The following is a 25,572-nucleotide window of genomic DNA, read 5'->3' on the forward strand; positions in this document are numbered from 1 at the left end:
TATCATGCTCTGGCGTCGACACCAGAAGACGCGCGGTCACACGGACACCGAAGACCCAAGGCCAATGTCAGTCCGTGCTCGGGTCCCGTCTTTGCGATGGCTTGCTCGTCCGCTGATCGTGGCGGTCGTGGCGCTGTTGACGCTGTTTGCCGCGACCGCGTTTCTCGGCCTGCAATATCGGCAGGAGCGGCAGGCGGCCCATGACCTGCTCGGGCATAGCCGCCAGGTGCTCGAAACGCTCGATCGGTTGCGCGCGCTCACCGCCGAGCTGGAGACCGAACGGCGCGGGTATCTAATGACCCTCGACCCCACCTACCTCAAGGCCTACGGCATCTCCGACGAAGGTGTGCGGCGCGAGGCGCAGGCGCTGCAGGTGCTGGTTGCGGACGATCCGTTGCAGAGTCTGCGCGCTCAACATCTGGCGCTGACCGTTTCGGCCAAGCTGCGCGAGATCGACGAGATGGTGAGGACCGCCGGCACGTCCGGGCAGGCGGCGCTGGCGATGATCCGCAGCATGGATGAGATCCGCTCGCAGATCGACCAGATGGTGGATCACGAGCGCTTTCGGCTCGCCGACCGGGAGACGCACGCCGAAGCATTCGAGCAACGCTGGACCTGGCTGATCGCGGGCGCCGTCGTCCTCGTCGTCGCGCTGGCCGGAGCGGCGTTGGCGCTCGCGCGGCTCGAAGCGAAGCGGCGCAGACAGGCGACCGAGGAGAACATTCAACTCCAAAGCGATCTTGCAGCGCGGGATATCAAGATCCGACGCCTGTTCGACGCCAACATCATCGGCATCATCATCTGGGAAGTCGAAGGGCGCATTCTCGAGGCCAATGATGCATTCCTGCGCATCGTGGGATACGACCGGGATGATCTCACCTCTGGGCGCCTGCATCGGTTCGACCTCACGCCGCCGGAATGGCGCAACCGCGACGTACAAACCGTGGCAGAATTGAAGCGGGTCGGGACGGCCCACCCATTCGAGAAGGAGTATGTGCGGAAGGACGGAAGCCGTGTGCCTGTGCTGATCGGCGGGACGATGTTTGCAGAAGGCGGGGATCAAGGGGTCGGCTTTGTCCTCGATCTGACGGCTCTCAAGCGGGCGGAGGCCGAAGGCCGCGAGCACGAGCGGCGCTACCGTGAGGTCCTGATGGAGCTAGCGCACACCAGTCGCGTCACCACGATGGGGCAACTCACCGCTTCGATAGCCCATGAAGTCAACCAGCCGATTGGCGCAATCGTGGCGAACGCCGAGGCCGGGTTGAATTGGCTGCAGGCTCAACCGCCAAATCTGGAGCGGGTTCGACAGACGTTCGACCGCATCGCCGGCGACGGCATGCGCGCCGGCGACATCATCGGCCGGATCCGGGCGATGATCAGGAACGCGCCCCCGCAAAAGGAGAATATGGAGATCAACCAGGCGGTACTTGAGGTCATCGCGCTGACACGCAGCGAGGCGTTCAAGCACGAAGTCTCGGTGCGAACGCAGCTTGCCGAAGGCTTGCCGCCTATTCAGGCAGATCGGGTTCAACTTCAGCAAGTGTTGCTGAACCTGATTGTCAACGCGATCGAGGCGATGGCTGCAGTCGGCGAGGGAGGACGCGAGTTGCTGATCAGCACCGAAAGGGATGCATCGAACGGCGTTCACGTCGCGTTGCGGGATTCTGGTCCGGGACTGGATCCGAAGAATGTCGAGTCCCTGTTCGATGCCTTCTACACCACCAAGCCAACGGGCATGGGGATGGGCCTCGCCATCTGCCGCTCGATCATCGAGGCGCATGGCGGGCGGATGTGGGCCGGCGCAAACGAGCCTCGGGGCGCCATCTTTCAGTTCACCCTGCCTCTCGCGTCAGACGAAACCACATCGCGCCTGTTGGAGGCGGACGAGCCAACGGGCCTGCGCTCTGTTGCCCGCTGACGGGGGCCGCGCAACTTATTCTTTTGCGGTTACCCGGCCACGCTGCACGCGCCCTTTGGTGATCCGGCCCTGGTGCAACCGCAGGAGATGAGGCGGCATCAGAGCTCGGCCCGGCCGGACTGGAAAGAGCGACGCTTCGCCGCACGATCGGCAAGCTGTCCGAACACCTTGTGTGATGACTGTCACATAGGGAAGAATTGGCATTCGGCCATACTCCGAATAGTCTCATGGAATTGCATCCGGGGGGACGCAAGTGATTCCGGTTCGGCTATTTGCTTTTGTGATTTTTGCGATGAGCCTTGCCTGCGGACCGGCGCATGCCGACCGGCGGGTCGCGCTCATCATCGGCAATTCCGCCTACAAGAGCGCGCCCAAGCTCGGCAATCCCGTGAACGATGCCACGCTGGTCGGCGGCATGTTCAAGAAGGCCGGCTTCGATTCCGTCGACGTCAGGCTGGATCTCAGCGCCAGCGAGATGCGGCGCATGTTGCGAGAGTTTGCCGGCAGGACGCGCGATGCGGACATGGCGGTGATCTATTACGCCGGTCACGGCATCGAGCTCGACGGCAACAACTATCTCATTCCGATCGACGCCACGCTGGAGACCGACGGCGACGTTCTCGACGAGACCATTCCGGTCGAGCGTGCGCTGTTCGCAGTCGAGCCGGCCAAGCAGCTGCGCTTGATCATCCTGGACGCCTGCCGCGACAACCCATTCGCGAAGACGATGAAGCGCACGCTGGCTTCGCGCGCGATCGGACGCGGCCTCGCCAAGGTCGAGCCGACCAGCCCGAACACCATGATTGCCTTCGCCGCCAAGGCGGGATCGACCGCGTCGGACGGCGATGCCAGAAACAGCCCGTTCGCAGCTGCGCTGGTCGAGCACCTGCCGAAACCCGGACTCGATCTGCGCAAGGCCTTCGGCTTCGTGCGCGACGACGTGCTCAAGGCGACCAGCTACAAGCAGGAGCCCTATGTCTACGGCTCGCTCGGCGGCGACGACGTGCCCCTCGTCGTGAAACCAGCGGCAACCGGTCCACAGGCCAACCCGCAGGAGGCCATTCGCCGGGACTATGAGCTCGCGCTCCAACTTGCCACGCGCGACGGCTGGGAAGCGTTTCTGGCGGCCTACCCGGATGGGTTCTACGCCAACCTCGCCAAGGGCCAGTTGAACAAGATCGGCGCCGAAGAAACGCGCGTGACGGCGGAGCAAAAGGCCAGGGCGGCCGAGCAGGAAAAGACAAGGCTCATTGCCGAGCGCGCCCAGAAGGCGGAGCAGGAGAAGGCGGCCGCCGCGGCCAAGGCGGCCGAGGACGCCCGGATCGCGGCTGAAAGGAAGAAGGAGATCGAACAGGCGAAGGCTGAAGCGGCCGAACGTGAGCGCAAGGCGGCGGAGGCGGCGGCTGCGAAAGCGCTGGCCGAGAAGCAGGCGGCGGAGAAGGCCAGGGCCGAGCTCGCCGCAAGGCAGGCGGCGGAGAGAGCCGAGCAGGCTGCAAAGCCGGCGGCCGATCGGCAGATGCCCGAGGTCGAGCAAAAAGTCGCGGCGCTGGCGCCCGGATCGACATCGCCATTGCCCGCGGCCGACCTTGCGAAATCCGTGCAGAGCGAGTTGCGCCGTGTCGGCTGCCTCACCTCGGCTGCGGAAGGCGAGTGGACCTCGGCCGCGCAGCGTTCGCTGACGCTGTTCAACAAATATGCCGGCACCCAGTTCGACGTGAAGCTTGCCAGCGTCGATGCACTCGATGCGCTGAAGGCGAAGCCGGGACGGGTCTGCCCGCTGGTGTGCAATTTCGGCTTCAAGGCCGACGGCGATCAATGCGTGAAGATCACCTGCCGCGCCGGCTATCACGTCGGTGACGACAACGAGTGCGAGAAGATTCCCGAGAGAAAGCCCGCTGCCACGCGCGAGGATTCGCGGAGGCGTGACACCGATCGAAAACAAACGGAGGCCGCGCCATCAGCGCCGCAGGCGTCGGGGCAGGTGATCTGCAACAGCGCCGGTTGCAGGCCGATCGCCAAGGGGTGCCGGCTCGGAACAGCCAATCATCCCTCCAATCCCGCGGCTAAAATACCAGCCGAAATATGCAACTGAAGACGAAGCTTGCAGGGTGGGCAAAGGCGCAAAGCGCCGTGCCCACCTTTTCCAGTTGAGATCGTTGTGGTGGGCACGCTTCGCTTTGCCCACCCTACGAGATCGAGGCTTACGCTAACCCGCCGGCATCCGCGTCTCGACCAGGCGGGCCCAGAACGATGCGCCGTGGCCCAGAATGTTGTCGTTGAAGACATAGGCCGGATGGTGGCACTCGTTGCCGTCGCCCATGCCGACCAGCACCATCGCGCCGGGGCGCGCTTCCAGCATGAACGAGAAGTCCTCTGCGCCCATCATGGGGACGAACCTGTCGTTGACGCGCTCGGCGCCGACGATGTCGCGGGCGACGTCGGCGGCGAGGCCGGCCTCGCGCGGATGGTTCATTGTCACCGGATACATCCGCATGTATTTCGTCTCCGCCGAGCCGCCATAGGCGCGCGCGACGCTGTCGGCGACCTCGCTGATGCGGCGCTCGACGAGATCGCGCACCTCGGGGTCGAGCGTGCGCACGGTGCCCTTCAGCTCGGCGGTCTCAGGGATGATGTTGGTCGCGGTGCCGGCATTGAACATGGTGATCGAGATCACCGCCGATTTGAGCGGATCGATGTTGCGCGCGACGATCGATTGCAGCGCGCCGACGATCTGCGCGCCGATCAGCACGCTGTCGACCGCCTTGTGCGGACCCGCACCGGCGTGGCCGCCCTTGCCGTGAACCGTGATCTGGATGTTGTCGGAGGAGGCGAGCATCGCGCCCGCCGTCGTGGCGAAATGGCCTTCGGGCAGGCCGGGCATGTTGTGCATGCCGTAGACCTCCTCGATGTTCCAGCGCGTCATCAGCCCGTCCTCGACCATGGCCTTGCCGCCGCCGCCGCCTTCCTCGGCCGGCTGGAAGATCAGAACCGCGGTGCCGTCGAAATTGCGCGTCTCGGTGAGATATTTGGCCGCGCCGAGCAGCATCGCGGTGTGGCCGTCATGGCCGCAGGCGTGCATCTTGCCGGGGACTTTCGATGCGTAAGGCACGCCCGACGTCTCCATGATAGGCAGCGCGTCCATGTCGGCGCGAAGGCCAATGGTCTTGCCGGAGGCGGATTTGCGGCCGCGGATCACGCCGACGACGCCAGTGCGGCCGACGCCCGTCGCCACCTCGTCGCAGCCGAACTCGCGCAGCTTGTCCGCGACGATGCCGGCGGTGCGGTGGACTTCGTAGAGCAGCTCGGGGTTCTCGTGGAAGTCATGGCGCCAGGCGGCCATGTCGTCGGTGAGGGCGGCAACGCGGTTGACGATGGGCATGGGAGGGGTCCGTTTCTGTGGTCTTGGCGCCCGGATGAGCGAAGCGGCTTTCTACGCCCGGATTTGGCGGAGGGGGAGGGCGAAACGGATGGCGGGACGAGGTTTGCCGGGGATGCGTGGGCCGGCGGGCCGACCTGCCAGTCCCGGCCATGGCCACGGCGCCGGCAAAAATTAACTGTCAATCACGGATCATTGACTGACAGATATTGAAATCTGTCAGCGAGACGTGTATATCCGTTCTCGGACGCTCCGATTGGGCGTCCCGTGGTTATCCCGTCCCGGGGGCCCGAGGTCCAAAATACCGGATCGAGGGGCGTAATTTGGGGGTGGGGACCGCGGACGAATGGAGACTTAAGAAAATGACGACCGAAATCCTCAATTTCACTGGCACGATTGGGCATTGGCTCAATTTGCTGGTGGCGCGCCAGATCGCGGCGCAGGCTGCAAAACTGCCTCATTAAGGCGAGAGCTTTCCGAAACGACCGGCACGGGCGCTTCGGAAGCAGCCCTATCGCCGGACGAACCCTGAACGGGAACAAGGTGCTGGCATGAATGAAGCGGTTGTCTTGACGCCGGAGCGGATCCTCGAAGTCACCGAGGATGTCTTGCGGCGCTACGGACTTGCCAAGGCCACCGTGGTTGACGTTGCCCGTGCGCTCGATGTGAGCCACGGCAGCGTCTATCGCCATTTCCCAAGCAAGGCATCGCTGCGCGAGGCCGTTGCCAAACGCTGGCTCGATCGCATCGACGCGCCGCTGCTGGCGATCGCCAGGGAGCAGGGCCCTGCGCCCGATAGGCTCGACCGCTGGCTGCGCACGCTGTTCGCCGCCAAGCGTTCGCGCGTGCTCGACGACCCCGAGATGTTCGAGACCTACCTGACGCTGGCGCGCGAGGCCTGCGCGGCCGTCAAGTGCCACAAGGACACTATGATCGACCAGATCGCGGCGATCCTGTCCGACGGCGTCAAGCGGGGCGAGTTTGCCGTGGACGACGTCAAGACGACGGCACGCGCGCTGTTCGATGCGACCTGCCGCTTCCACCATCCGGCCCATGCGGACGAATGGAAGGACGCCGAGCTTCCCGCGCGCGTCGATGCGACGCTGGCGCTGGTGCTGCGCGGGTTGAAGGCCTGCTAGACTGCGACGCCTGACTTACCCTCTTGCCTTGTGAAGAAGCGCGCTCTCCGGAATGGTGGGCGAGGCAGTCGCGTGCCTGCGCGGGTGCATCCCGCCGTTGGCCGCTGGTACGACCGGCGGGCTCTCCGGATATACATTGACCGCGATCTCGACGGCATCCTTTGATCGCTTCCGAAGGCGGTAGAATGTCAGCTCCTGCTCGAGCATGGGGCAGCGAAAGTGGACGACGGCCGTATCGGGCAGGCGGCAAAGTTCGTCGATGAGCTCGCCTACAGTGATGATCGGGGGATGGTCGATTGCCTTGTGATGAGCCTTCCGCATGGCGATTTACTCCTCCACTCCACTACTAACAGGAGCTGGATGGCCTGCGTTCCATCCCGCTCGGCAGATTCCAGATCTTCAAGCGAGCGGGGAAAGCGGCAGCCCCGCTGCTAGATTTTCGTCAGCCCGCAACTTGCCGCCAGCCGCACGAGCTGCGCATCCGTGCGCGCGCCGGTCTTGGTCTTGATCAGATAGTGATAGTTCTGGACCGTCTTCACACTGAGATTGAGATGCGCCGCGATCTGCTCGGTAGTGGCGCCGCCGGCGAACTGGCGCAGGATCTCGATCTCACGCTCGCCAAGCTGATCGAGCACCGAGCCCGACGACAGGCTGTCCTCGGCGAGGATGTGCGCGATGTCGTCGCTCATGGCGCGCTCGCCGCGGGCGACGCTGCGGATCGCGGTGACGACGGCGGACGGCTCGCTGCTCTTGGTGACGAAGCCGCTCGCACCGGCGGCAAAGGCGGCTTTGACCAGCACGGCCTCGTTATGCATGGTGAAGACGAGGATGCGCGCGCGCGGATTGCGGGCGCGGATGTTGCGGATGGCTTCGAGGCCGCTCGCGCCGGGCATCGAGATGTCGAGCACGATGACGTCGGGGTCGTGCGCCTTGAAGGCGCCGTAGGCATCCGCGGCGTTGTCGGCCTCCGCCACGACATGCAGGTCCCCCTGGCTCTCCAGCACCCGCCGGTAGCCTTGGCGGACGATCGGATGATCGTCGACCAGCAGCACGGAGATTCCTGTTGTCGCGACTTCGCTCATCCCGGCCTCATGCGGCGAGCGGGATAGTCGCGGCGACGCTGAGGCCGCCGCGCGCAGGCAGGATCGACAGCGATCCGCCGGCCGCCGTGACGCGCTCGCGGATGCCGGTGAGGCCGAAGCCGGCCGACTGCGCGACACGTTCCGCATCGCCGCCGCCATCGTCCTCGACCCGGATCAGCAGCGCATCGTCCTCGCCGGCGCGGCGCTCGACACGCAAGGAGATCTCGCGCGCCGAGCTATGACGCAGCGCGTTGGTCAGGCATTCCTGGGCGACGCGATAGGCGGTGGTGGCGGCCGGGCCGCTGATGTCGGTGAGATCGCCTTTGACATCGAGCTGGATCGTCGGCCGCGCCGCGCTCTGCGAGCGCCAGCTGTCGACGAGATTGACGAGGCTTGCTTCCAGCCCAAGTTCCTCGGGCAGGGGATTGCGCAGCCGCTTCAAGGCATCGCGCAATGATGCCATCAGATGATGGGTGGCCTGCGAGATCATGCGCGCGTCCTGCGCGATGGTGTTGTCCTTGCTGTCCTTTGCGCTGGCCGTTTCGATGGTGTTGGCGAAGGCGAGGATCGCGGACAGGTTCTGCCCGAACTCGTCATGCAGCTCGCGGGCAAGCGCCCGGCGCTCGTCGTCGCGGATCTCGATCAGGCGCCGCGTCAGCGCCGCGCGCTGTTCGGTGGCCTCCTCCAGCCGGCCGCCGAGCTCGCCGACGGCACTGCCGATCATCGCCAGCTCCATCGAACGGAAGCGCGGCAGCCTGGTGCGATATTGGCCGCGTGCCATGCGCTGGAGCGCGGTGACGATCGCACGCGCCGGCGCCAGCGCATGCGCGATCGCAAGCGAGGCCAGGATCGCGATCGCCGCCGCCATCAGCAGCGCGACGTCGATCACGTTGAGGATGTACTCCCAGGCCAGCGAGATCGCCGCCGCAGCGTCGGGCGTCGCGACGACCGTGCCGGCCGACGCGGCGCGGGGGCTGACCGGCCGCACCACCTCGGCATGGCTGCCGAGGAAGGTCGGCACGATCGAGGCGAACCAGCGCGGCGGCGTCTTACCGATGCCCTGACTCTGGCCGCAGAGCGGCTTTTCGAATGCGATGGCCGGCTGGAACTCGACGCAGACGCCGGGCGAGATCAACTTCATCGTCTCCAGCGTGCGCCACTCCGGAACCGGCAGAAGCTGCTCGCGCGTTCTGCTGCTACGCAACAAGAACTCGTGCCAGTACAGTGCCTGCAGCGCCTGCGCGACCCGCTGGGCGGATGCCGCAGTCGCCCGGTCGACGCTGCGATAGGCATCGAACGTGGCCCACACGGTCGCCGCTCCCAGGCACAGCACCACGATGAGAAGCAGACGGGCGACAAGCTGAAGCACGAGGCGCATGCGATCATCCCCGACGTTTGGTAAGCTCAGCCTAACAATGCCGCCGCGCCTTGCCAATTGCAGGGTTTGGACCGGATCGTAGCTCGGGCAAATTTCCCAATCCTGATTGGGCATGGCTCTTTGGACCGGGCGCGGCGGCTTTGATCTAATCGGGATGGAATCTTTGCAGCCCGTCGTTGCGGGCGAGGAGCGGTGCAGCATGAGTTCGATGACGATTGGACCGATTGCAGGGTCTGCTGCCGACCCGTCCGAACGCAGCGCGCTGCTGTTCTGGATGATCTTCACCGGGCTTTCGGTCTTCGCGGTCGTGCTGCTGTGGCGGTTCGGCCTGATCCATCTGATGCTGACCTCGGACCGCACCTACATTTCCAGCGTCATCGCGGTGCTCTATGTCCTGACCTGCGGCCATTGCTTCCTGCGCACACGGGCGATCGCGCGGGAGGGCGCGGCGGCCCGGCGCTGCCGGGCGGCGCTCGCAGCGCCTGACGGCAGCAAGGTGCTCGATGCGCGCGCGGCGGCGCTGCCGCGCGGGCTGGTGCGCGATCACATCGAAAGCCTCGTCACAAAGGCCGCGGCACAGGACTACCGTCCGGTCGACCAGACGCTCTTGCTGCGGACGCTCGCCGACCGGCTGCGCGGCTCCAACGGGTTCGGCGCCTTCGTCTCGGACACGCTGATGAAGCTCGGCCTGCTCGGCACCATCATCGGCTTCATCATCATGCTGGCGCCGATCGCGGGATTGGATGCCGCCGACAAGGTCGCGATGCGCTCCTCCATGGGGCTGATGAGCGACGGCATGGCGGTCGCGATGTACACGACGCTTGCCGGCCTGGTCGGCTCGATCCTGGTCCGCATCCAGTACTACATGCTGGATGCCGCGACCCAGCGGGTGTTCTCGGACGCGGTTGTGCTGACCGAGACCTATGTGACGCCGGTGCTCGAGCGCCAAGGCGCTGGAATCAGAGGCGCTGGAACCTCGTCATGATGGATGACTTTGGTCTCTATCCGCGCGAGGAGCCGTTCGATCCGCTCGGCGTGATGCTGTTCAAGGCGCTCCAGGTGATCGCGTTCCTGTTCTTTCTGGCGCTGCTCGCGATCTCGCCCGATGCCAAGGACGGCAAGATCGACTCCAAGGCCGAGTTCATGATCACGCTGGACTGGCCGGACAACCACCCCGACGATCTCGACCTGTTCGTGCAGGATCCCGCCGGCAACATCGCCTGGTATCGCCACCGCGAGGCCGGCTTCCTCACGCTCGACCGCGACGACCGCGGCGGCGCCAACGACTTCATCATGGTCGCCGGCAAGAAGATCGCTTCGCCGATCCGCGAGGAGATCGTCACCGTGCGCGGCATCCTCGCCGGCGAATATACGGTGAATGTCTCGCATTTCGTCGCCACGACCGGTGAGCCTGTCACCGCTAATGTGAAGGTGCAGAAGCTCAATCCGACCGCGCAGGTGATCTTCGACAACAAGTTCACGCTCGACCACACCGGCGACGAGAAGACCGCGGTGCGGTTCCGGCTCGACTCCGAGGGCAAGGTCGTCAATGTGGACCAGCGGCCGAAATCGCTGCTGGAGACGTTCCGCAGCAGCTGGCGCAACGGCGCCGATGTCGATCCGAAGACCCGGGTGAGGGTGCGCCGTGAGTGATCTGCAGACGGTGATCCTGACGCTGTCGATCGCCTACGCCGTCATCGGGGCGCTGCTGCTGGTCGTGCTGGTCTATGCGCGGCTGCACTGGTCGTTCAAGGCGGTCGCGGTGGTCGTGACCAGCGCGTTCTATGTCGTCAGCTTCACCGAGATGCGCGGGCTGCTCGGCTGGGCCAGCACGGACCGGCTGCCCGCCACTTTCAAGCTGCTGAAGGCGCGCATTGTCGAGCCGCATTCGCTGGAAGGCGATCCCGGTTCGATCTACCTCTGGGTCGAGCAGCTCGATGAGGACAATCGCCCGAGCGGCATCCCGCGCGCCTTTCGCGTGCCCTACAATGACCGGCTCGCCGACAAGACCCACGCGGCGGAGAACGAGATCGCGGCTGGGCATCCGCAGGGCGGCCGCGCCGCCGATTTCGGCGGCGGCGATGGCAGCCTGATCGACATGGTTCGGGAATATGTGACGCCCAAGACCATCATGGAGACCAGCGGCGGCGATTCCTCGACCGGCGAGTTCAATGCCCCGCCGGCCGGCGCGCAAGGCGCCGTGTTCACCCCGATTCCGCCGCCCCGGATGCCGCCGAAAGACGAGCAATAGGTCCTTCACCATCGCGTCACGGCCGCCCTGGAAAACCGCACCCAGCTGGCGCATCCTGTTGACCTCCCTCAATTTGGCCTTATCGGCTACCAATAAGGTTTGAGGCTGGAGGGTGCGTGCTTCTCGCTGTCTTCTCGGATATCCACGGCAACAGGCAGGCGTTCGAGGCCTGCCTGAAAGCGGCCCGTGCGCGGGGCGCGGAGCGGTTCGTGCTGCTCGGCGATTTCGTCGGCTATGGCGCCGATCCGGAATGGGTCGTGGAAACCGCGATGGCGCTGGTCGCGGAGGGCGCCATCGCCGTCCGCGGCAATCATGACGAGGCCGTCAACACCAAGACCGAGACCATGAATGCCGAGGCGCAGATCGCGATCGAATGGACACGCGGCCGCCTCGACGTGGTGCAGCGGCGGTTCCTGGCCGGGCTGCCGATGGCGGTCGACGAGAAGGAGCGCCTTTACGTCCACTCGGAAGCCTCCAGCCCGCAGCGCTGGCACTATGTCCGCTCGACGGCGGATGCGGCCAAGAGCCTGATCGCGACGCCCGCCCATGTCACGTTCTGCGGCCACATCCACCGTCCGGCGCTCTATTCGATGTCGGTAACGGCGAAGATGACGAGCCTCGTGCCCAAGACCGATGTCCCCGTGCCGCTGCTGCGCGGACGGCAATGGCTCGCCGTGATCGGCTCGGTTGGCCAGCCCCGCGACGGCGATCCCTCCGCGGCCTTCGTGCTGTTCGACACGGTCTCCTGCGTGATCACCTATTGCCGCGCGCCTTACGACATCGAGGCGGCCGCGAGCCGGATCCGCGACAACGGCCTGCCGCACTGGCTGGCCGACCGGCTGTCGCAGGGGCGCTAGCGGCCGATGCCCCAACCCCTGGTCAAGTCAGGCGCCGTCATCGACGGCTACACCATCGGCGAATGCGTCCATGCCGGCGGCATGGCGACGCTGTGGACGGTCACCCATCCCGATATCGACGTGCCGCTGCTGATGAAGATCCCGCGGGTGTCGGAGGGCGAGGACCCCGCCGCGATCGTCTCCTTCGAGATGGAGATGATGATCCTGCCGCGGCTCGCGGGCCCGCACGTGCCCTCGTGCTTCGGCACCGGCGATTTCGCGCATCAGGCCTATGTCGTGATCGAGCGCATCGCCGGCACCACGCTCTACAAGCGGTTGCCCGATTTGCCGCTGCCCTACGATGAGGCGCGGCAGCTCGTCGCCAAGGTCGCGACCGCACTCGCCGACCTGCACCGGCAGAACGTGATCCATCACGACATCAAGCCGAGCAGCATCATGTTCCGCGAGAGCGGCGAGGCGGTGCTGATCGACTACGGCCTGTCGCACCATGACCATCTGCCTGACCTGTTGCAGGAGGAGTTCCGCCTGCCTTACGGCACTGCGCCCTATATGGCGCCGGAGCGGCTGTTGGGTGTGCGCGACGATCCGCGCAGTGATCTGTTCTCGCTCGGCGTGCTGCTCTATTTCTTCACCACGGGCGAGCGTCCGTTCGGCGAGGGCGAGACGCTGCGCGCGATGCGGCGCAGGCTGTGGCGCGATCCGCATCCGCCGCGGGCACTGCGCGCCGACTATCCGCCCTGGCTCCAGGAGGTGGTGCTGCGGTGTCTGGAGATCGAGCCGGTGTGGCGCTATCCGACCGCGTCCCAGCTCGCCTTCGATCTCGCTCATCCGGACCAGGTCAAGCTCACCGCGCGCTCGGAGCGGTTGAAGCGCGATCCGCTCAGCGTCGCCTGGCGGCGCCGCTTCAATCAGGGCGTGATGCGGCCGCGCGCCAAATCCGACGTCGCGGAACAGATCGCATCGAGCCCGATCCTTGCGGTCGCGCTCGATACCGTCGAAGGCGCCCCCGAGCTGAACGAGGCGCTGCGCATTACCACAGAGCGCATTCTGGCCACGTTACCTTCGGCGCGACTTGCCTGCGTCAATGTCCTCAAGCTCAACCGCATCGCCATTGACAAGACGCTGGACGAGCAGGGCTCCAACAAGCACATCGACCGCCTGGTTGCGCTCCGGCATTGGGCCACGCCGCTGAAGCTCGACGAGAGCCGACTGTCGGTTCACGTGCTGGAGGCGGTCGACCCTGCTACCGCGCTGCTGGAATTCGCCGAGGTGAATTCGGTCGACCATCTCATCATCGGGGCGCGGCAGAATTCGTTCAGGCGTACCTGGCTCGGCAGCGTCTCGGCCAAGGTGGCTGCGGAGGCGACCTGTACGGTGACCGTGGTGCGGCCGCCGCGGATGGCCGCGGCGAAACCAGAGGCCGGCGTGGTGTGGGGCTAGATCACGCCGCGTGCGCGGTGTGGGCGGCGCGCTTGCGGCGGATCGGCCACGAGAAATGCGGGCCCGGTTCGCCGTGATCTGCGCTGCCGCCAAAATACTGGATGATCTCGCGGCAGGGCTCGCAATTGAACAGGTTACGCGACGCGGACGCCTTGGTCATTTCCTTCAGGCAGTTCGGGCAGTGCGGCTTCATGGTGGCGTTCCGGAAGAGGAAGTCTCAGTGGCGGCGTTGGTCCAGATCCGGATTGTCGAGCCCGGCATCGTCATCCAGCGTGGCATCGGTGCGTTCGAGGCGGCCGAAGAAATAGTCGAGGCCCGGATGCGGGCGACGTGGGATCCGGCACCTGCGCTTCGGCTGGCGTTTCACGAGTGCGATCTGCATGGCGCTCAGCCCCGGCGACGATGAAGGTGGATGATGCGGGCGGAAGCCGCGACCTTCACCGGTCGCGTCACGTAGATGCAGCGAGCCGCAATCGCAGCATTGAACCCGAGCCACAACGCCACGCCAGTCCAAACCAGGGTCGTCGTCATGATGTGCTCCCGTCAAAAGCAGACAGAAGTCACTTGCGGTGATTTGCGCGAATCAGGGAAGTCCGGAGGAGTACGGAATTTGGTTGTAAATTTGACGAATTGCGCGCTGCACTGCGGCAAGAGCCGCAACGTTTGCACTGTCGCGTCAAGCTTTTGAGTGCAGCTCAGATCGCTTCGCCGCGGGCCCCGAGCGCGGCGTTGCGGATCGCGGCGATGTTGGTCTTGTAGGCGTCCTGCGTGCCGCCCTTGAACACGGAGGTGCCGGCGACGAAGGCGTTGGCACCGGCTGCTGCCAGCGCGCCCGCAACGTCCGGGCCGACGCCGCCATCGACCTCGATGTCGATCGGACGGCCCGCCGTCATCGCGCGGATGTCGCGGATCTTGCCGATCGCGGAGGGGATGAAGGCCTGACCGCCGAAGCCGGGATTGACCGACATCACCAGCACGAGGTCGACGAGGTCGAGGACGTATTCGAGCACCCCGATCGGCGTGCCCGGATTCAGCGAGACGCCGGCCTTCTTGCCGAGCGCGCGGATCGCCTGGAGCGAACGGTGCAGATGGGGACCGGCCTCCGCATGCACGGTGATGTGGTCGCAGCCGGCCTTCGCAAAGGCCTCGAGATAGGGATCGCAGGGCGAGATCATCAGATGAGCGTCGAACACCTTCTTGGTGTGCGGGCGCATCGCCTTGATGACGTCGGGGCCGTAGGAGATGTTGGGAACGAAGTGCCCGTCCATCACGTCGAGATGGATCCAGTCGGCGCCGGCAGCGTCCACCGCGCGCACCTCTTCGCCGAGCCTGGAGAAATCCGAAGCCAGGATCGAGGGCGCGATGGCCAGGGGGCGGGGGGCGAAAGCTTGGGTCATGGCGCGGTTTCCGTGGCGGCCGTAGGAAGATCAGGCCCCGCCTAACATGGGCATCTCGGCCGGGCAATGCAGGGGAGGCGTGCTTCCTGTGGGCGGAAATTTCTGCCTCGACCGGCATGAATTGCCGGTGTTCCCGCCCCCCGCCAGGCGCGGCGAGGGCGGATTTCATTGAGCTTTTCGCGCTGGCACGACGCTTGCTGACTTCACGTCCAGAACATTGGCCGCGGCATGCCGCATCGGTTGGAGTTGTGCAATGTTGTTCGCCCTTGGTGCCGTATCGAGCGCGCTCGACGCGATCCAATCGCTGACGAACTCGAAATCGTCCTCCTCGACGCAGAAGACCGGATCTTCGCAAGGCGCAGCGACCAATCCGTTCGCAATCGACAGCGGCAACAGCACGAGCAGCGGCGCGACCTCGTCGGTCAATGCGGGCAATTGCGCGCAGATCTCGCCGGAGACGATGAGCGCGCTGATCGCGGCGCAGAGCCAGTCGTCGGACACGACCGGCAGCGCGACCAGCTCGACCTCGTCGAGCTCGACCTCCTCGACGTCGACGAGCCGGGACGCGGCGCTGAAGGACCTGTTCTCGCAGATCGATGCGGACGGCGATGGCAACATCACCCAGTCGGAATTCGAGAACGCGCTCGGAGCCGGCGGCACCAATCTGGCGCAGGCCGACGACGTCTTCTCGAAGATGGATACGAATTCCGACGGCAGCGTCAGCCTGGACGAGATGTCGAAGGCGCTCAAGAGCAGCCATCACGGCCACCATGCGCATGGGGCGAGTGGCTCAGGCGATGCCTCCGGCAGCGGCTCGGATTCCTCGTCCTCGTCGAGCGGTGGATCGACCTCGACCACGACGACCAATGCCGACGGCTCGACCACTACCACCGTCACCTATGCCGACGGCTTCAAGATGTCGACCACGGTGCCGGGCGCCTCCAGCTCGTCCAATGCGAACGGCGGCGGCAACTCGCCCTATGACTGGTTCGGACAGATGATGCAGCGCCAGGCGCAGTCGGCGGCGGGGTCCGCAGCTTCGTCAATGTCGATGAGCGTGTGAGCTTCTTACCACGTCCCGCTTGCGGGGAGAGGTCGGAATTCAAGCGGAGCTTGAATTCCGGGTGAGGGGGATTCGCCACGGGTTCAACTCTCACCTTCCTCGCGGAGAGTCCCCCTCACCCCAACCCTCTCCCCGCAAGCGGGGCGAGGGAGCGCACCGACGTCGCGGCCACGGCGGTTAGCCGAACCGATCCTTCCACGCCGGCTGCGCGCCCGGGAACGGCAGTGCGGTCGCGCTGTAGACGCCACGGGCGATCGCGCGCGCGACCACGTTGGCGGCGACCATGCCGAGCTCGGTGAGGCCGACGAGCGGCTCGACCGGCTTCTCGCAGGTCGCGGCTGCGAACAGCACGTCGCCGTCGTTCGGCGCATGCACCGGATAGATCGCGCGGGCAAAACCGGTGTGCGCGATCATGGCAAGGCGCTTGGCCTGGGGTTTGGTCAGCGTGGCGTCGGTGACGACGACCCCGATCGTGGTGTTCTCGCGCTCGGCTGCGGCGGGGCCGCCCTTGATGCGCATCCGGAGCATGTCCTCCGTGAACTTGTTTGGTAGGCCGCGTCCGCCGAACTCGCCCGTCACCTCGAACGGCGCCGCCCAGAACCATGGGCCGTCGCCGACGGTGACGCTGCCGACCGCATTGACGGCGATGATGGCCGCCACCCTGGCGCCGCTGCTCGTGACGGCGGACGCCGAGCCGAGCCCGCCCTTGAGGGTCGCCGTCGTGGCGCCAAAACCGGCGCCAACGCTGCCGAGCGCAAAATCGGATGCGGCGGCCGAAGCTGCCGCGGCGTAGCCAAGGTCGCGATAGGGCGCAAAGCGCCCCCAGGCCTTGTCGCCGCCATTGAGCAGATCGAACAGGATTGCGCCCGGCACAATCGGGATCAGCGCCTCGCGGACGCGGAAACCGCGGCCCTGCTCGGCGAGCCAGGCCTGGACGCCCCCGCCGGTCTCCAGTCCGAAGGCCGAGCCGCCCGACAGCGCGATTGCATCGACGCGCTCGACCGTGTTGGCGAGGTCGAGCAGGGCATCCTCGCGGGTGCCGGGGCCGCCGCCGCGCACGTCGATCGCCGCAACGGCCGGCTGGTCGAACACGACCGCCGTCACGCCCGAGGCGATTTTCGCATCTTCGGCATGGCCGACGCGGACGCCGGCGATGTCGGTCAGAAGGTTGTTCACGATGGCGATTCCCTCACGTTCGATTTTGCGATGCGAAGGGCGGCATTATCCGCCGGCGGACGAACCCGTCAATCGCGGTGGCGCGGCGAACGCGCGCGGCTTGACGGTGCAGCCGCGCTCGAACAATCTAGGGATGTCGCGAGATGACTGCGCCAACCGTCCATCGAATGGGAGATTGGAGATGCTGAGCTGTCTGGCCGATGCGCTCCGCTACGTCTTGCCCGCGGTCAGTTTCATCGCCCTCATCGTCGGGGGTATCGCCTACGTCACGAACCAGCCTTATCGCGACGAGATCGACCATGCTCTCAAACCCGATCTGAAAGCTCCGGAGCGAATGCTGCCGAGGGGCTACAATGCGGATCAGGTCCGGCAGGTGAAACAGCGCCTCCACGGCGAGCTCGTCGACGATCGGCGGACGCTGCTCGATGTCTATGTCAGCCCGGTCCTGTACTGGAACGACATCGTATTCGCGGTGGCGATAGCTGTGTTCTCTGCCTCGCTGTGGCTGTGGGTCCTGCTTCAGTTCGAGCCCACCGGCATTGCGCGCCTGCTCGTCATCATCTTCGCCGCCAGCAGCGTGCTTTACGGCATCGCCGATGTCACGGAGGATGTCATGCTCGCCCGGCTCTTCACGGCAAATAGGATCTCCACCGGCGAGGTGCGTATCGCGAGCGTACTGACGCAGATCAAGATGGTGAGCATCACCGCTTCAGTCGCCGGTGTGATGGTCTTCTTCGTGCTGAGCCTGTTGACGCCGCACAAGACGTTCGCGCCGGTCAACTCACCAGCGCCGTCCTGAGCATCTTGGCGAGCTCGGACTTGCGGTAGGGCTTGGCCAGCAGCAGCACGCCGGAATCGAGCCGGCCGTGGTGGACGATGGCGTTCTCGGTATAGCCCGAGGTGAACAGCGTCTTCAGGTCGGGTCGCCGCCGCGCCGCCTCGTCGGCGAGCTGCCGCCCGTTCATGTTGCCGGGCATGATGACGTCGGTGAACAGCAGGTCGATGTTGTCGTCGGCGTCGATGATGGTGAGGGCTTCGGCCGCATTGCCGGCTTCGAGCGCGGTATAGCCGAGGCTCTTGATCTGGGTCACGACATACTGCCGCACCAAGGCGTCGTCCTCGACGATCAGGATCTTCTCGTCGCCGCCGGCGATGGGCACGTTCTGCAGCGCCTCGTACTCGGTCTCCTGCACGCCGCTCGATCGCGGCAGGTAGATCTTCACGCTGGTGCCGTGGCCTTCCTCGCTGTAGATCTTGATGTGGCCGCCGGACTGCTTGACGAAGCCGAACACCATGCTGAGCCCGAGGCCCGTGCCCTTGCCGACCTCCTTGGTGGTGAAGAACGGATCGAACACGCGGTCGATCAGTTCAGCCGGAATTCCGCTGCCGGTGTCGCTGACCGCGATCATCACGTAATTGCCGGCGGCGACGTCGGGATTCATGCTGGCATAGCCGTCGTCGAGGAAGACGTTGCGGGTCTCCAGCACCAGGGTGCCGCCGTCGGGCATGGCGTCGCGCGCGTTCAACGCGAGATTGAGGATCGCGGTGGAGAGCTGGCCCGGATCGACCAGCGTCGGCCAGGCATCCTCGGTCAGCTGCGGCATGATCGTGATCTGCTCGCCCAGTGTCGGATGCAGCAGCTTGGCCGCCTCGAGCGCCAGCGCGTTGACGTCGATCTCGCGCGGCTGGAGCGGCTGTTTGCGGGCGAAGGCGAGCAGATGCTTGGTCAGTTGCGCGCCGCGCTCGGCGGCATCGTCGATCAGCTTGGTGATGGCGGCAAGCTCGGGTCGGTCGGCGACGGCGTCGGCCAGGATTCCGATCGTGCCGGTGATGACCGTCAGCACGTTGTTGAAGTCGTGGGCGACGCCGCCGGTCAATTGGCCGATGGAGTCCATCTTCTGGACCTGCCTGAGCTGGGCCTCGGCGGCCTGCTTTTCGGTGAGGTCGCGGCCGATGAAGAAATGGCGTTTCACCGGCTCGGACCAGGTGCCCATCCAGTTCAGCGTCACCTCGTGGCCGTCATAGTGATAGTAGCGCGCCTCGAAGCTGCGCTTGACTGCGCCGCGCCGGGCCGCCCGCATCTCGTTCCGGGTGTTCTCGAGGTCATCGGGGTGGATGAACTCGACGGCGCTGTGCCCGACCATGTCCTCCGGGCTGAAGCCCAGGATGGCCTTCACGCTGGGGCTGACCTGGATGAAATTGCCAAAACCGTCGGTGACCAGGATGAGGTCCTGGGAGGTCTCGAAGATGCGCTGGCGCTCCTCGATCTCGCGGTTGAGCGCTGTCTCGGTCCGCTTCCGCTCGGTGATGTCGCGGGCCACCTTGGAGGCGCCGATGATCTTGCCGTCGGTCGATCGCAGCGGGACCTGGCTCAGCACCACGTCGATCGGCTGGCCGCTCTTGTGCAGCCGCACCGTCTCCTGCTGGTCGATGACCTCGCCGTTGCGCGTGCGGGCCAGGTTCTCGGCGACGTCGTCGCGCTGATCCTCCGGCATAATGATGTCGATGGGACGGCCGATCGCCTCGTTGGCGGAGTAGCCGAAGACGCGCTCGGCCGCGTTGTTCCAGGTCGTGATAGTGCCGTCGAGCGACTTGGTGATGATGGCGTCGTTGGAGGATGCGACGACGGCGGTGAACAACCGCTCGCGCTCGACATGATAATTGCGCTCCTCATCCGATTGGCGCTTCAATGCGTCGACCATGCCCGCGGTCTGCGCCTGGAGACGGACATTCTCAACCAGCAGCACGGCCAGAACGAAGGTCGCCGAGCAGAGGCCGTAGAGGCGGCCGGCGTAGAAGCCGAGATCGAAGCGGGCGACGTTGACGATCGCCGAGAGCGCGATGTCGAACAGCCAGGCGCACATGACCACCATGAGCCAGACGTCGATCACCGAATGCGGCCTGCGGAACCAGAGCGAGACGAGCGCAGCGAAGCTCAAGGACCACACGAAGGACACGACGCCGATCATGGTCGGCGTGTAGCGGCCATCGCGCAGCAGGACCGGCAACAGATCGTGCTGAGTGGTGACGATCCAGGCGAACACGCCCATCGCGGCGATGACGCCGAAGACGGAGGCGTAGATCGCTGCACTCATCGTGCCCTGGATCCTGGGGCCGCCGTCCTTTTCCTTCAGCCAGGCATAGCCCAGCACGAACAGCGGGAAGCCGCCGTGCCAGATCATGTAGAGCCAGACCGTGGTCTGGCTGCCTGCGCCGAAAAGCCCGGCCGGGGCGAACAGGCCCGGGAAGGTGAGGGCATGGACCAGCGCGGCTGCGGCGGTGAACAGGTAGCCGGTCGCGAGCCATTGCAGCGCGCGGGTCCGCAAGACCGCAAACTGCGACAGCAGCAGCACGGCCGTGACGATATCGCTGACGGCGAGGGCGGATTGGTAACTCGCCACGAAAGCCGGGACCGGCAGCAGCGGGATACCCGCGAAAGGAACAGCCAGCGCGAACAGGACCGAGGACACGCCGACGATCCACAATGCTGCGCTGCGGTCAGTCGAGGTGGCCGGCAGGGTCGAAAGGAATGTGCTTCGGTCTATCGTTGCGGGCACGTCCACCTCTCGCCGACCGGTCTTCGCCATCTTCGCCGACTTCATCCGGAGTCCCGCAGCCTTGCTCCATGGTAGCGGGTTCTGGGCTCGAATCCCGAGCCTTTGCGACCGCGACTCAACCGAAGGTTAGAGCTTACTTAATGGGGATGGGAACACGGAATGGGCAGCGGGTAAGATGCGCTTTACTGAACGGTGTCATAATGCCCCTCCGCTGCGGCGGGTTCCAGGTTTAAATCAGACGATTTCGATCTTGCTGTCGGGAGTCGGTCCCCATGCCCCGCGTTCTCATCATCGACGACCAGAAGGATGTCCGCGCGATGATCGCGATCGTGCTGCGGGTCAATCGTTTCGAGGTCGTGGAGGCGGAGAGCGGCGCTGCGGGGCTGAAAGCCTTTGCGGACGAGCCGTTCGACGCGGCGATCGTGGACATCTTCCTTGGTGACACCAGCGGCGTCGAGGTGATCGCGACCCTGCGCGAGCGTGCGCCGGGGCTCCCCGTCATCGCAGTGTCCGGGATGACGGCACTCGACTTCATGGAACAATCGTCCCACCTCGCCAACGTGGTCTGCCTGCAAAAGCCGTTTCGGCCGAACGATCTGCTGCAAGCGCTGCGGAAGGCCCAGGCCGCGGCCGGCGGCGAGCTGCCCGCGGCCGTCTGAGCTTGCCGCAAGGCCGTCTGAGCTTGCCGCAAGAAGAAACGCCCCGGGCGAGCCGGGGCGCTTTGATGATCGTGATGGCGGCCTTGAGGCCCGGCAAGCGCGCTTACGTGCCCTGGCCGCTGACCTCGGCGTAGCCGCCCTTGGCGTCCCATTTGTAGACGACATAATCGATCTGCTTGATGTCGCCCTTGGCGTCATACTCGATCGGGCCGATCACGGTGTCCCACTTGCCGGCCTTCATCGCTTCCATGACCTTCTTGGCGTCGGTGGTGCCGGCCTTCTTGGCCGCCTGCGACCAGACCTGCATCGCCGCATAGGTGTAGAGCGTGTAGCCTTCGGGATCGATGCCCTTGGCCTTGAAGGCTTCGACGATCTTCTTGGCGGTCGGCTTGTTGCGCGGGTCGGGGCCGAAGGTGAACAGCGTGCCTTCGCCGGCCGGGCCGGTGATGGAGGCGTACTCCTTGTCGGCGAGCGCGTCGCCGGCCATCAGGATCGTCTTGAGGCCCTGGTCGCGCATCTGACGCAAGATCAGGCCGCTCTCCTGATGATAGCCGCCGACATAGACGAGATCGATGTTGTCGCGCTTCAGGCGCGAGACGATCGCGTTGAAGTCCTTGTCGCCCTTGTTGTAGGACTCGTACATCTTCTCGGTGATGCCGGCCTTGTTGAGCGCCTTCTTGGTCTCGTCGGCAAGACCCTTGCCGTAGGTGGTCTTGTCGTTGAGGATGGCGATGTTCTTGCCCTTGAAATTCTTGGCGATGTACTGCGCCGCGATCAGGCCCTGCTGATCGTCGCGGCCGCAGACGCGCGCCACGTTCCAGAGCTTGCGCTCGGTGAAGGTCGGGTTGGTCGAGGCAGGGGTGATCTGGAGCACGTTGCCGTCGGCATAGGCTTCCGAGGCCGGGATCGACGACGAGGAGCAGTAATGCCCGGCGACGAACGGCATCTTGGCGCTGGCGATCTTCTCGGCGACGGAGCGCGCCTGCTTCGGATCGCAGGCGTCGTCCTCGACGTCGAGCGCGAGCTTCTTGCCGTTGACGCCGCCGGCGGCGTTGATATCGGCCACGGCCATCTCGGCGCCGTTCTTCATCTGGCGGCCGAAGGCGGACTCGCCGCCGGTCATCGGGCCTGCGACTGCGACGGTGACATCCTGCGCGAATGCCGCGCTCGACAGCGCGAGCGATGCGCCGAATGCCAGACCGATGAGCTTCAGTGATTTCATGAGATACCTCGCGGGTGGTCGCCTGTGGAAGTTGCCGGGGCATGCCCGGTCCAAACCGGCGCCATTCTTGAATGAATTCGAGGAGAAGTCACCGGCAAAATACGGGCATGTGTGGAGATATCTCGCCACATTCCGCCGCACGCGGTCGCATTCCGGACCCGTCAGCCGTGCCGGCCGCCTTCGAGGTAGGCGGCGCGGATCTCGGGGCGCTGCAACAATTCGGCGCCGCTGCCAGCCAGCGTGATCAGGCCATTGACCATGACATAGCCGCGATGGGCGAGCTTGAGCGCATGGTTGGCGTTCTGCTCGACGATCAGCACGGTCAGCCCGTCCTGCCGGTTCAGGGTGCGGATCGCATCGAAAATCTGGCGGGCGATCAGCGGCGCCAGCCCCAGCGAGGGCTCGTCGAGCAGCAGCAGGCGCGGCCGGCTCATCAAGGCGCGGCCGATCGCCAGCATCTGCTGCTCGCCGCCGGACAGGGTTCCGCCGCGCTGGGCGTAGCGTTCCTTCAGCCGCGGGAACAGCGTGAAGACGCGTTGCAGTGTCGTCTCGCGTTCGGCGTCCGTGCATCCGGTGGCGTCCGCGCCCATCTGGAGGTTCTCGGCGACGCTCATGCGCGGGAAAATGCGGCGTCCTTCCGGCGACTGTGCGATGCGCAAATGCGCGATCTCGTGGGTGGGAACGCCGGTGATGTCGCGGCCTTCGTACAGGATCTGGCCTGAGCGGGCGCGCGGCTTGCCGAAGATCGTCATCATCAGCGTCGACTTGCCGGCTCCGTTGGCGCCGATCAGCGCCACGATCTCGCCGGCATTGATCTCGACATCGACGCCCTTCAGCGCCTCGATCTTGCCGTAGGCGGCGCGCAAGGACCGGATCGCGAGCAGGGGAGTGGACGACGTCACGACCCGCTCTCCATCACCGCCGCGGCCTCGTCCTCGTCGGTGCCGAGATAGGCGGCGATCACCTTGGGATCGTCGCGGACCTCGCGGGGCGAGCCTTCGGCGATCTTGACGCCGTGATCCATCACCACGATGTGGTCGGAGATCTCCATCACCACCGACATGTCGTGCTCGATCAGCAGGATCGAGGTGCCATCGTTGCGGATCGAGAGCAGCAGCTCGCTGAGAGCGGCGCTCTCGCGCGCGTTGAGGCCGGCGGCGGGCTCGTCCAGGCACAATAGCGCGGGCTCGGTGCACATCGCGCGCGCGATCTCGAGCCGGCGCTGGTCGCCATAGGCGAGATTTCCGGCAGCGTCATCGGCGCGGTCGAGCAGGTTGACGCGCCTCAGCCAGTCGGTGGCGAGGTCGATCGCCTGCTTTTCGGCCTCCCGGTAGACCGGAGCGCCGACGAGGCCGAGCAAGGTGAAGCCGGAGGCGCGCATCAAGGCGTTGTGCTGCGCCACCATCAGGTTCTCCAGCGCGGTCATGCCGGGAAACAGGCGGATGTTCTGGAAGGTGCGGGCCACCTTGGCCTGCTTGGCGATGCGAAAATCGTTCAGCCGCTCCAGCGCGATCACCCTGCCGTCGTCATGGGTGAGACGGATGGCGCCGCCGCTCGGCTTGTAGAAGCCGGTGATGCAGTTGAACACGGTGGTCTTGCCGGCGCCGTTCGGCCCGATCAAAGCGGTGATCCTCTTGCGCTCGGCGGCGAAAGAGAGGTCCTGCACGGCGACGATGCCGCCGAAGCGCATGGTGAGCCGGTCGACACTGAGGATCTTGTCGCCGCTCATCCGTGCCCTTCCTTGACGAGGTCGGAGGAGATCGCCTGCGCCTTGGTCAGGTACACGGTCGGGGCGCGATGGCCGATCAGCCCGCGCGGCCGCCAGATCATGATCAGCACCATGGCCATGCCGAACACCAGCATGCGGTAGCCCTCGAGGCTCCGGAACAGCTCGAAGCCGCCGATCATGGCAAGCGCCGCGAGCGCAACGCCGAGCTGCGAGCCCATGCCGCCGAGCACGACGATGGCGAGCACCAGCGCCGATTCCTGGAAGGTGAAGGATTCTGGGCTGATGAAGCCCTGGCGCGTGGCAAAGAACGCGCCGGCAAAGCCGCCGAACATTGCGCCGGTCGCGAACGCCGTGAGCTTGGTGGTCGTGGTGTTGATGCCGAGCGCGCGGCAGGCGACCTCGTCCTCGCGCAATGCTTCCCAGGCCCGGCCGATCGGCAGGCGGCGCAGGCGGATCGTCACCCAGTTGGTGAGCAGGGCCAGCGCCAGGATCAGATAGAACAGGAAGACGATGCGGTGGGTCGGCGAGTACTCGATGCCGAGCTTGGCCGCCAAGCCGTCGTCGCTGTTGTCGAGCGGGATTCCGAAAAAGGAGGGACGCGGAATGCCGGAGACGCCGTTGGGGCCGCCGGTCAGCTCCTGCCAGTTGATGATGACGAGACGGATGATCTCGCCGAAGGCGAGCGTCACGATGGCGAGATAGTCGCCACGCAGCCGCAGTACGGGGAAGCCCAGCAGCACGCCCCAGAACGCGGCGAGGATGCCGGCGAGCGGCAGGCAGATCCAGAACGACCAGCCGAAATTGGTGGCGAGCAGCCCGTAGGAATAGGCGCCGACCGCATAGAAGGCGACGTAGCCGAGGTCGAGCAGGCCGGCGAGGCCGACCACGACGTTCAATCCCCAGCCCAGCATGACATAGGTGAGCACGAGGATGGCAAGGTCGAGGATGTAGCGCTGGTTATAGAAGATGACAGGCACCAGCAGCGTGAAGATCAAGAGCGCGGGCGCCAGATAGCGGCCGATGAACGACATTCCGCTCTGCACGGCTGGCGGCACCAGCTTCTCGGCGCCGGTCGGACCGATCCATTGCCGCAGCAGCTCGATCACGATCGAGCCGCCGAACACCGCGGCAACGAGGGATGCAAGCTCGCCGAAGCGTGTCCAGTAGGTGAGCTGGCCGTCGGAGCCCGCCTCGGTGCGGATGCCGACCATCAGCGAGAACAGAACCAGCGCGACCAGCGCATTGACGAAGGCTGTCTTCAGAAGGGGGAGGATGCCGGCGGAGCGACTTGCGGATGCGGTTGCTGGCGAGAGAGCTGTCACGCGCGG

General features: G+C 65.6%; 25 protein-coding genes. 11 read left to right on the top strand and 14 right to left on the bottom strand.

From position 1 onward, the window contains the following. The first annotated feature begins 64 nt into the window (after positions 1–64). On the top strand, positions 65–1,918 hold the full coding sequence (locus BRAGE_RS0107455; protein WP_027560216.1) for an ATP-binding protein: 1,854 nt from the start codon (positions 65–67) through the stop codon (positions 1,916–1,918). Positions 1,919–2,210: 292 nt separating this feature from the next. Continuing rightward, positions 2,211–4,010 carry a caspase family protein gene (locus tag BRAGE_RS0107460; protein ID WP_051377717.1) on the top strand — a complete coding sequence of 600 codons (1,800 nt, stop codon included), beginning with the start codon at positions 2,211–2,213 and terminating at the stop codon, positions 4,008–4,010. A gap of 114 nt (positions 4,011–4,124) precedes the next feature. On the opposite strand, the gene BRAGE_RS0107465 is transcribed toward BRAGE_RS0107460, so the two are convergent. After that, positions 4,125–5,297 carry a M20 aminoacylase family protein gene (locus tag BRAGE_RS0107465; RefSeq protein WP_027560214.1) on the bottom strand — a complete coding sequence of 391 codons (1,173 nt, stop codon included), beginning with the start codon at positions 5,295–5,297 and terminating at the stop codon, positions 4,125–4,127. Between the two features lie 548 nt (positions 5,298–5,845). Between BRAGE_RS0107465 and BRAGE_RS0107475 the strand changes: the two genes are divergently transcribed. Then, complete coding sequence (locus BRAGE_RS0107475) at positions 5,846–6,433, top strand: TetR family transcriptional regulator (RefSeq protein ID WP_027560213.1); 588 nt, start codon at positions 5,846–5,848, stop codon at positions 6,431–6,433. Positions 6,434–6,448: 15 nt separating this feature from the next. Here the strand turns inward: BRAGE_RS0107475 and BRAGE_RS0107480 are convergent, their stop codons facing one another. From BRAGE_RS0107480 to BRAGE_RS0107490, 3 genes are all read right to left on the bottom strand, one after another. Next, the gene (locus BRAGE_RS0107480; protein ID WP_027560212.1) at positions 6,449–6,754 is read right to left on the bottom strand and encodes a hypothetical protein; all 306 of its coding nucleotides are present in this window, start codon (positions 6,752–6,754) and stop codon (positions 6,449–6,451) included. A 110-nt stretch (positions 6,755–6,864) separates the two neighbouring features. Beyond that, entirely contained in the window at positions 6,865–7,515 is a 651-nt protein-coding gene (locus BRAGE_RS0107485) for a response regulator (protein WP_027560211.1), read from the bottom strand. A 7-nt stretch (positions 7,516–7,522) separates the two neighbouring features. After that, on the bottom strand, positions 7,523–8,893 hold the full coding sequence (locus BRAGE_RS0107490; RefSeq protein WP_027560210.1) for a sensor histidine kinase: 1,371 nt from the start codon (positions 8,891–8,893) through the stop codon (positions 7,523–7,525). A 199-nt stretch (positions 8,894–9,092) separates the two neighbouring features. Here BRAGE_RS0107490 and BRAGE_RS0107495 point away from each other — a divergent pair, with 199 nt between their 5' ends. From BRAGE_RS0107495 to BRAGE_RS0107515, 5 genes are all read left to right on the top strand, one after another. After that, positions 9,093–9,878 carry a MotA/TolQ/ExbB proton channel family protein gene (locus tag BRAGE_RS0107495; RefSeq protein WP_027560209.1) on the top strand — a complete coding sequence of 262 codons (786 nt, stop codon included), beginning with the start codon at positions 9,093–9,095 and terminating at the stop codon, positions 9,876–9,878. Continuing rightward, complete coding sequence (locus BRAGE_RS0107500) at positions 9,875–10,546, top strand: hypothetical protein (RefSeq protein ID WP_027560208.1); 672 nt, start codon at positions 9,875–9,877, stop codon at positions 10,544–10,546. The genes BRAGE_RS0107495 and BRAGE_RS0107500 overlap by 4 nt, the downstream gene beginning before the upstream one ends. Beyond that, entirely contained in the window at positions 10,539–11,144 is a 606-nt protein-coding gene (locus BRAGE_RS0107505) for a hypothetical protein (RefSeq protein ID WP_027560207.1), read from the top strand. Before BRAGE_RS0107500 ends, BRAGE_RS0107505 begins: the two co-directional genes overlap by 8 nt. Before the next feature lie 116 nt (positions 11,145–11,260). After that, entirely contained in the window at positions 11,261–12,001 is a 741-nt protein-coding gene (locus BRAGE_RS0107510) for a metallophosphoesterase family protein (protein ID WP_027560206.1), read from the top strand. A gap of 6 nt (positions 12,002–12,007) precedes the next feature. Further along, positions 12,008–13,441: a serine/threonine protein kinase gene (locus BRAGE_RS0107515; protein WP_027560205.1), complete on the top strand. Its 1,434-nt coding sequence runs from the start codon at positions 12,008–12,010 to the stop codon at positions 13,439–13,441. Between the two features lies 1 nt (position 13,442). On the opposite strand, the gene BRAGE_RS0107520 is transcribed toward BRAGE_RS0107515, so the two are convergent. From BRAGE_RS0107520 to rpe, 4 genes are all read right to left on the bottom strand, one after another. Further along, a complete protein-coding gene (locus BRAGE_RS0107520; RefSeq protein WP_027560204.1) occupies positions 13,443–13,634 on the bottom strand; it encodes a hypothetical protein in 192 nt (63 codons plus the stop codon). A 24-nt stretch (positions 13,635–13,658) separates the two neighbouring features. After that, entirely contained in the window at positions 13,659–13,823 is a 165-nt protein-coding gene (locus BRAGE_RS55720) for a hypothetical protein (protein ID WP_167336487.1), read from the bottom strand. A gap of 5 nt (positions 13,824–13,828) precedes the next feature. Beyond that, on the bottom strand, positions 13,829–13,972 hold the full coding sequence (locus BRAGE_RS55725; protein WP_167336488.1) for a hypothetical protein: 144 nt from the start codon (positions 13,970–13,972) through the stop codon (positions 13,829–13,831). Positions 13,973–14,136: 164 nt separating this feature from the next. Then, positions 14,137–14,838 carry a ribulose-phosphate 3-epimerase gene (gene rpe / locus BRAGE_RS0107530; RefSeq protein WP_027560203.1) on the bottom strand — a complete coding sequence of 234 codons (702 nt, stop codon included), beginning with the start codon at positions 14,836–14,838 and terminating at the stop codon, positions 14,137–14,139. A gap of 253 nt (positions 14,839–15,091) precedes the next feature. On the opposite strand from rpe, the gene BRAGE_RS0107535 reads away from it, so the two are divergent. After that, positions 15,092–15,901, top strand: coding sequence for an EF-hand domain-containing protein (locus tag BRAGE_RS0107535; protein WP_027560202.1), 810 nt, complete (start codon positions 15,092–15,094; stop codon positions 15,899–15,901). A gap of 177 nt (positions 15,902–16,078) precedes the next feature. Here BRAGE_RS0107535 and BRAGE_RS0107540 read toward each other — a convergent pair whose 3' ends face one another. Continuing rightward, positions 16,079–17,077, bottom strand: a complete 999-nt coding sequence (locus BRAGE_RS0107540; RefSeq protein ID WP_027560201.1) for a P1 family peptidase — start codon at positions 17,075–17,077, stop codon at positions 16,079–16,081. On the opposite strand from BRAGE_RS0107540, the gene BRAGE_RS0107545 reads away from it, so the two are divergent. Next, entirely contained in the window at positions 17,070–17,876 is an 807-nt protein-coding gene (locus BRAGE_RS0107545) for a hypothetical protein (protein WP_143130547.1), read from the top strand. The two genes, BRAGE_RS0107540 and BRAGE_RS0107545, sit on opposite strands and share 8 nt — an antisense overlap. Here the strand turns inward: BRAGE_RS0107545 and BRAGE_RS0107550 are convergent. After that, positions 17,854–20,679: a PAS domain S-box protein gene (locus BRAGE_RS0107550; protein WP_092213525.1), complete on the bottom strand. Its 2,826-nt coding sequence runs from the start codon at positions 20,677–20,679 to the stop codon at positions 17,854–17,856. The genes BRAGE_RS0107545 and BRAGE_RS0107550 overlap by 23 nt on opposite strands. A gap of 227 nt (positions 20,680–20,906) precedes the next feature. On the opposite strand from BRAGE_RS0107550, the gene BRAGE_RS0107555 reads away from it, so the two are divergent. Continuing rightward, positions 20,907–21,293 carry a response regulator gene (locus BRAGE_RS0107555; protein ID WP_027560198.1) on the top strand — a complete coding sequence of 129 codons (387 nt, stop codon included), beginning with the start codon at positions 20,907–20,909 and terminating at the stop codon, positions 21,291–21,293. A gap of 103 nt (positions 21,294–21,396) precedes the next feature. Here BRAGE_RS0107555 and BRAGE_RS0107560 read toward each other — a convergent pair whose 3' ends face one another. The 4 genes from BRAGE_RS0107560 to livM form a co-directional block, all read right to left on the bottom strand. After that, a complete protein-coding gene (locus BRAGE_RS0107560; protein ID WP_027560197.1) occupies positions 21,397–22,515 on the bottom strand; it encodes a branched-chain amino acid ABC transporter substrate-binding protein in 1,119 nt (372 codons plus the stop codon). A gap of 161 nt (positions 22,516–22,676) precedes the next feature. Next, positions 22,677–23,417, bottom strand: a complete 741-nt coding sequence (locus BRAGE_RS0107565; RefSeq protein WP_027560196.1) for an ABC transporter ATP-binding protein — start codon at positions 23,415–23,417, stop codon at positions 22,677–22,679. Next, complete coding sequence (locus BRAGE_RS0107570; protein WP_027560195.1) at positions 23,414–24,244, bottom strand: ABC transporter ATP-binding protein; 831 nt, start codon at positions 24,242–24,244, stop codon at positions 23,414–23,416. Before BRAGE_RS0107570 ends, BRAGE_RS0107565 begins: the two co-directional genes overlap by 4 nt. Then, positions 24,241–25,566 (bottom strand): high-affinity branched-chain amino acid ABC transporter permease LivM, encoded by a 1,326-nt coding sequence (gene livM / locus BRAGE_RS0107575; protein ID WP_027560194.1) that lies wholly within the window; start codon positions 25,564–25,566, stop codon positions 24,241–24,243. The genes BRAGE_RS0107570 and livM overlap by 4 nt, the downstream gene beginning before the upstream one ends. Positions 25,567–25,572: the final 6 nt, after the last annotated feature.

The organism is Bradyrhizobium genosp. SA-4 str. CB756, from assembly GCF_000473125.1.
Classification (GTDB): Bacteria; Pseudomonadota; Alphaproteobacteria; order Rhizobiales; family Xanthobacteraceae; genus Bradyrhizobium; species Bradyrhizobium arachidis.

What these genes read in the sequence shown, in the direction of transcription:
- BRAGE_RS0107455 (WP_027560216.1), top strand. Translation starts at nt 65, where the DNA reads ATGTCAGTCCGTGCTCGGGTCCCGTCTTTGCGATGGCTTGCTCGTCCG.
- BRAGE_RS0107460 (WP_051377717.1), top strand. Translation starts at nt 2,211, where the DNA reads ATGAGCCTTGCCTGCGGACCGGCGCATGCCGACCGGCGGGTCGCGCTC.
- BRAGE_RS0107465 (WP_027560214.1), bottom strand. Translation starts at nt 5,297, where the DNA reads ATGCCCATCGTCAACCGCGTTGCCGCCCTCACCGACGACATGGCCGCC.
- BRAGE_RS0107475 (WP_027560213.1), top strand. Translation starts at nt 5,846, where the DNA reads ATGAATGAAGCGGTTGTCTTGACGCCGGAGCGGATCCTCGAAGTCACC.
- BRAGE_RS0107480 (WP_027560212.1), bottom strand. Translation starts at nt 6,754, where the DNA reads ATGCGGAAGGCTCATCACAAGGCAATCGACCATCCCCCGATCATCACT.
- BRAGE_RS0107485 (WP_027560211.1), bottom strand. Translation starts at nt 7,515, where the DNA reads ATGAGCGAAGTCGCGACAACAGGAATCTCCGTGCTGCTGGTCGACGAT.
- BRAGE_RS0107490 (WP_027560210.1), bottom strand. Translation starts at nt 8,893, where the DNA reads ATGCGCCTCGTGCTTCAGCTTGTCGCCCGTCTGCTTCTCATCGTGGTG.
- BRAGE_RS0107495 (WP_027560209.1), top strand. Translation starts at nt 9,093, where the DNA reads ATGAGTTCGATGACGATTGGACCGATTGCAGGGTCTGCTGCCGACCCG.
- BRAGE_RS0107500 (WP_027560208.1), top strand. Translation starts at nt 9,875, where the DNA reads ATGATGGATGACTTTGGTCTCTATCCGCGCGAGGAGCCGTTCGATCCG.
- BRAGE_RS0107515 (WP_027560205.1), top strand. Translation starts at nt 12,008, where the DNA reads ATGCCCCAACCCCTGGTCAAGTCAGGCGCCGTCATCGACGGCTACACC.
- BRAGE_RS0107520 (WP_027560204.1), bottom strand. Translation starts at nt 13,634, where the DNA reads ATGAAGCCGCACTGCCCGAACTGCCTGAAGGAAATGACCAAGGCGTCC.
- BRAGE_RS55720 (WP_167336487.1), bottom strand. Translation starts at nt 13,823, where the DNA reads ATGCAGATCGCACTCGTGAAACGCCAGCCGAAGCGCAGGTGCCGGATC.
- BRAGE_RS55725 (WP_167336488.1), bottom strand. Translation starts at nt 13,972, where the DNA reads ATGACGACGACCCTGGTTTGGACTGGCGTGGCGTTGTGGCTCGGGTTC.
- rpe (WP_027560203.1), bottom strand. Translation starts at nt 14,838, where the DNA reads ATGACCCAAGCTTTCGCCCCCCGCCCCCTGGCCATCGCGCCCTCGATC.
- BRAGE_RS0107535 (WP_027560202.1), top strand. Translation starts at nt 15,092, where the DNA reads ATGTTGTTCGCCCTTGGTGCCGTATCGAGCGCGCTCGACGCGATCCAA.
- BRAGE_RS0107550 (WP_092213525.1), bottom strand. Translation starts at nt 20,679, where the DNA reads ATGAAGTCGGCGAAGATGGCGAAGACCGGTCGGCGAGAGGTGGACGTG.
- BRAGE_RS0107555 (WP_027560198.1), top strand. Translation starts at nt 20,907, where the DNA reads ATGCCCCGCGTTCTCATCATCGACGACCAGAAGGATGTCCGCGCGATG.
- BRAGE_RS0107560 (WP_027560197.1), bottom strand. Translation starts at nt 22,515, where the DNA reads ATGAAATCACTGAAGCTCATCGGTCTGGCATTCGGCGCATCGCTCGCG.
- BRAGE_RS0107570 (WP_027560195.1), bottom strand. Translation starts at nt 24,244, where the DNA reads ATGAGCGGCGACAAGATCCTCAGTGTCGACCGGCTCACCATGCGCTTC.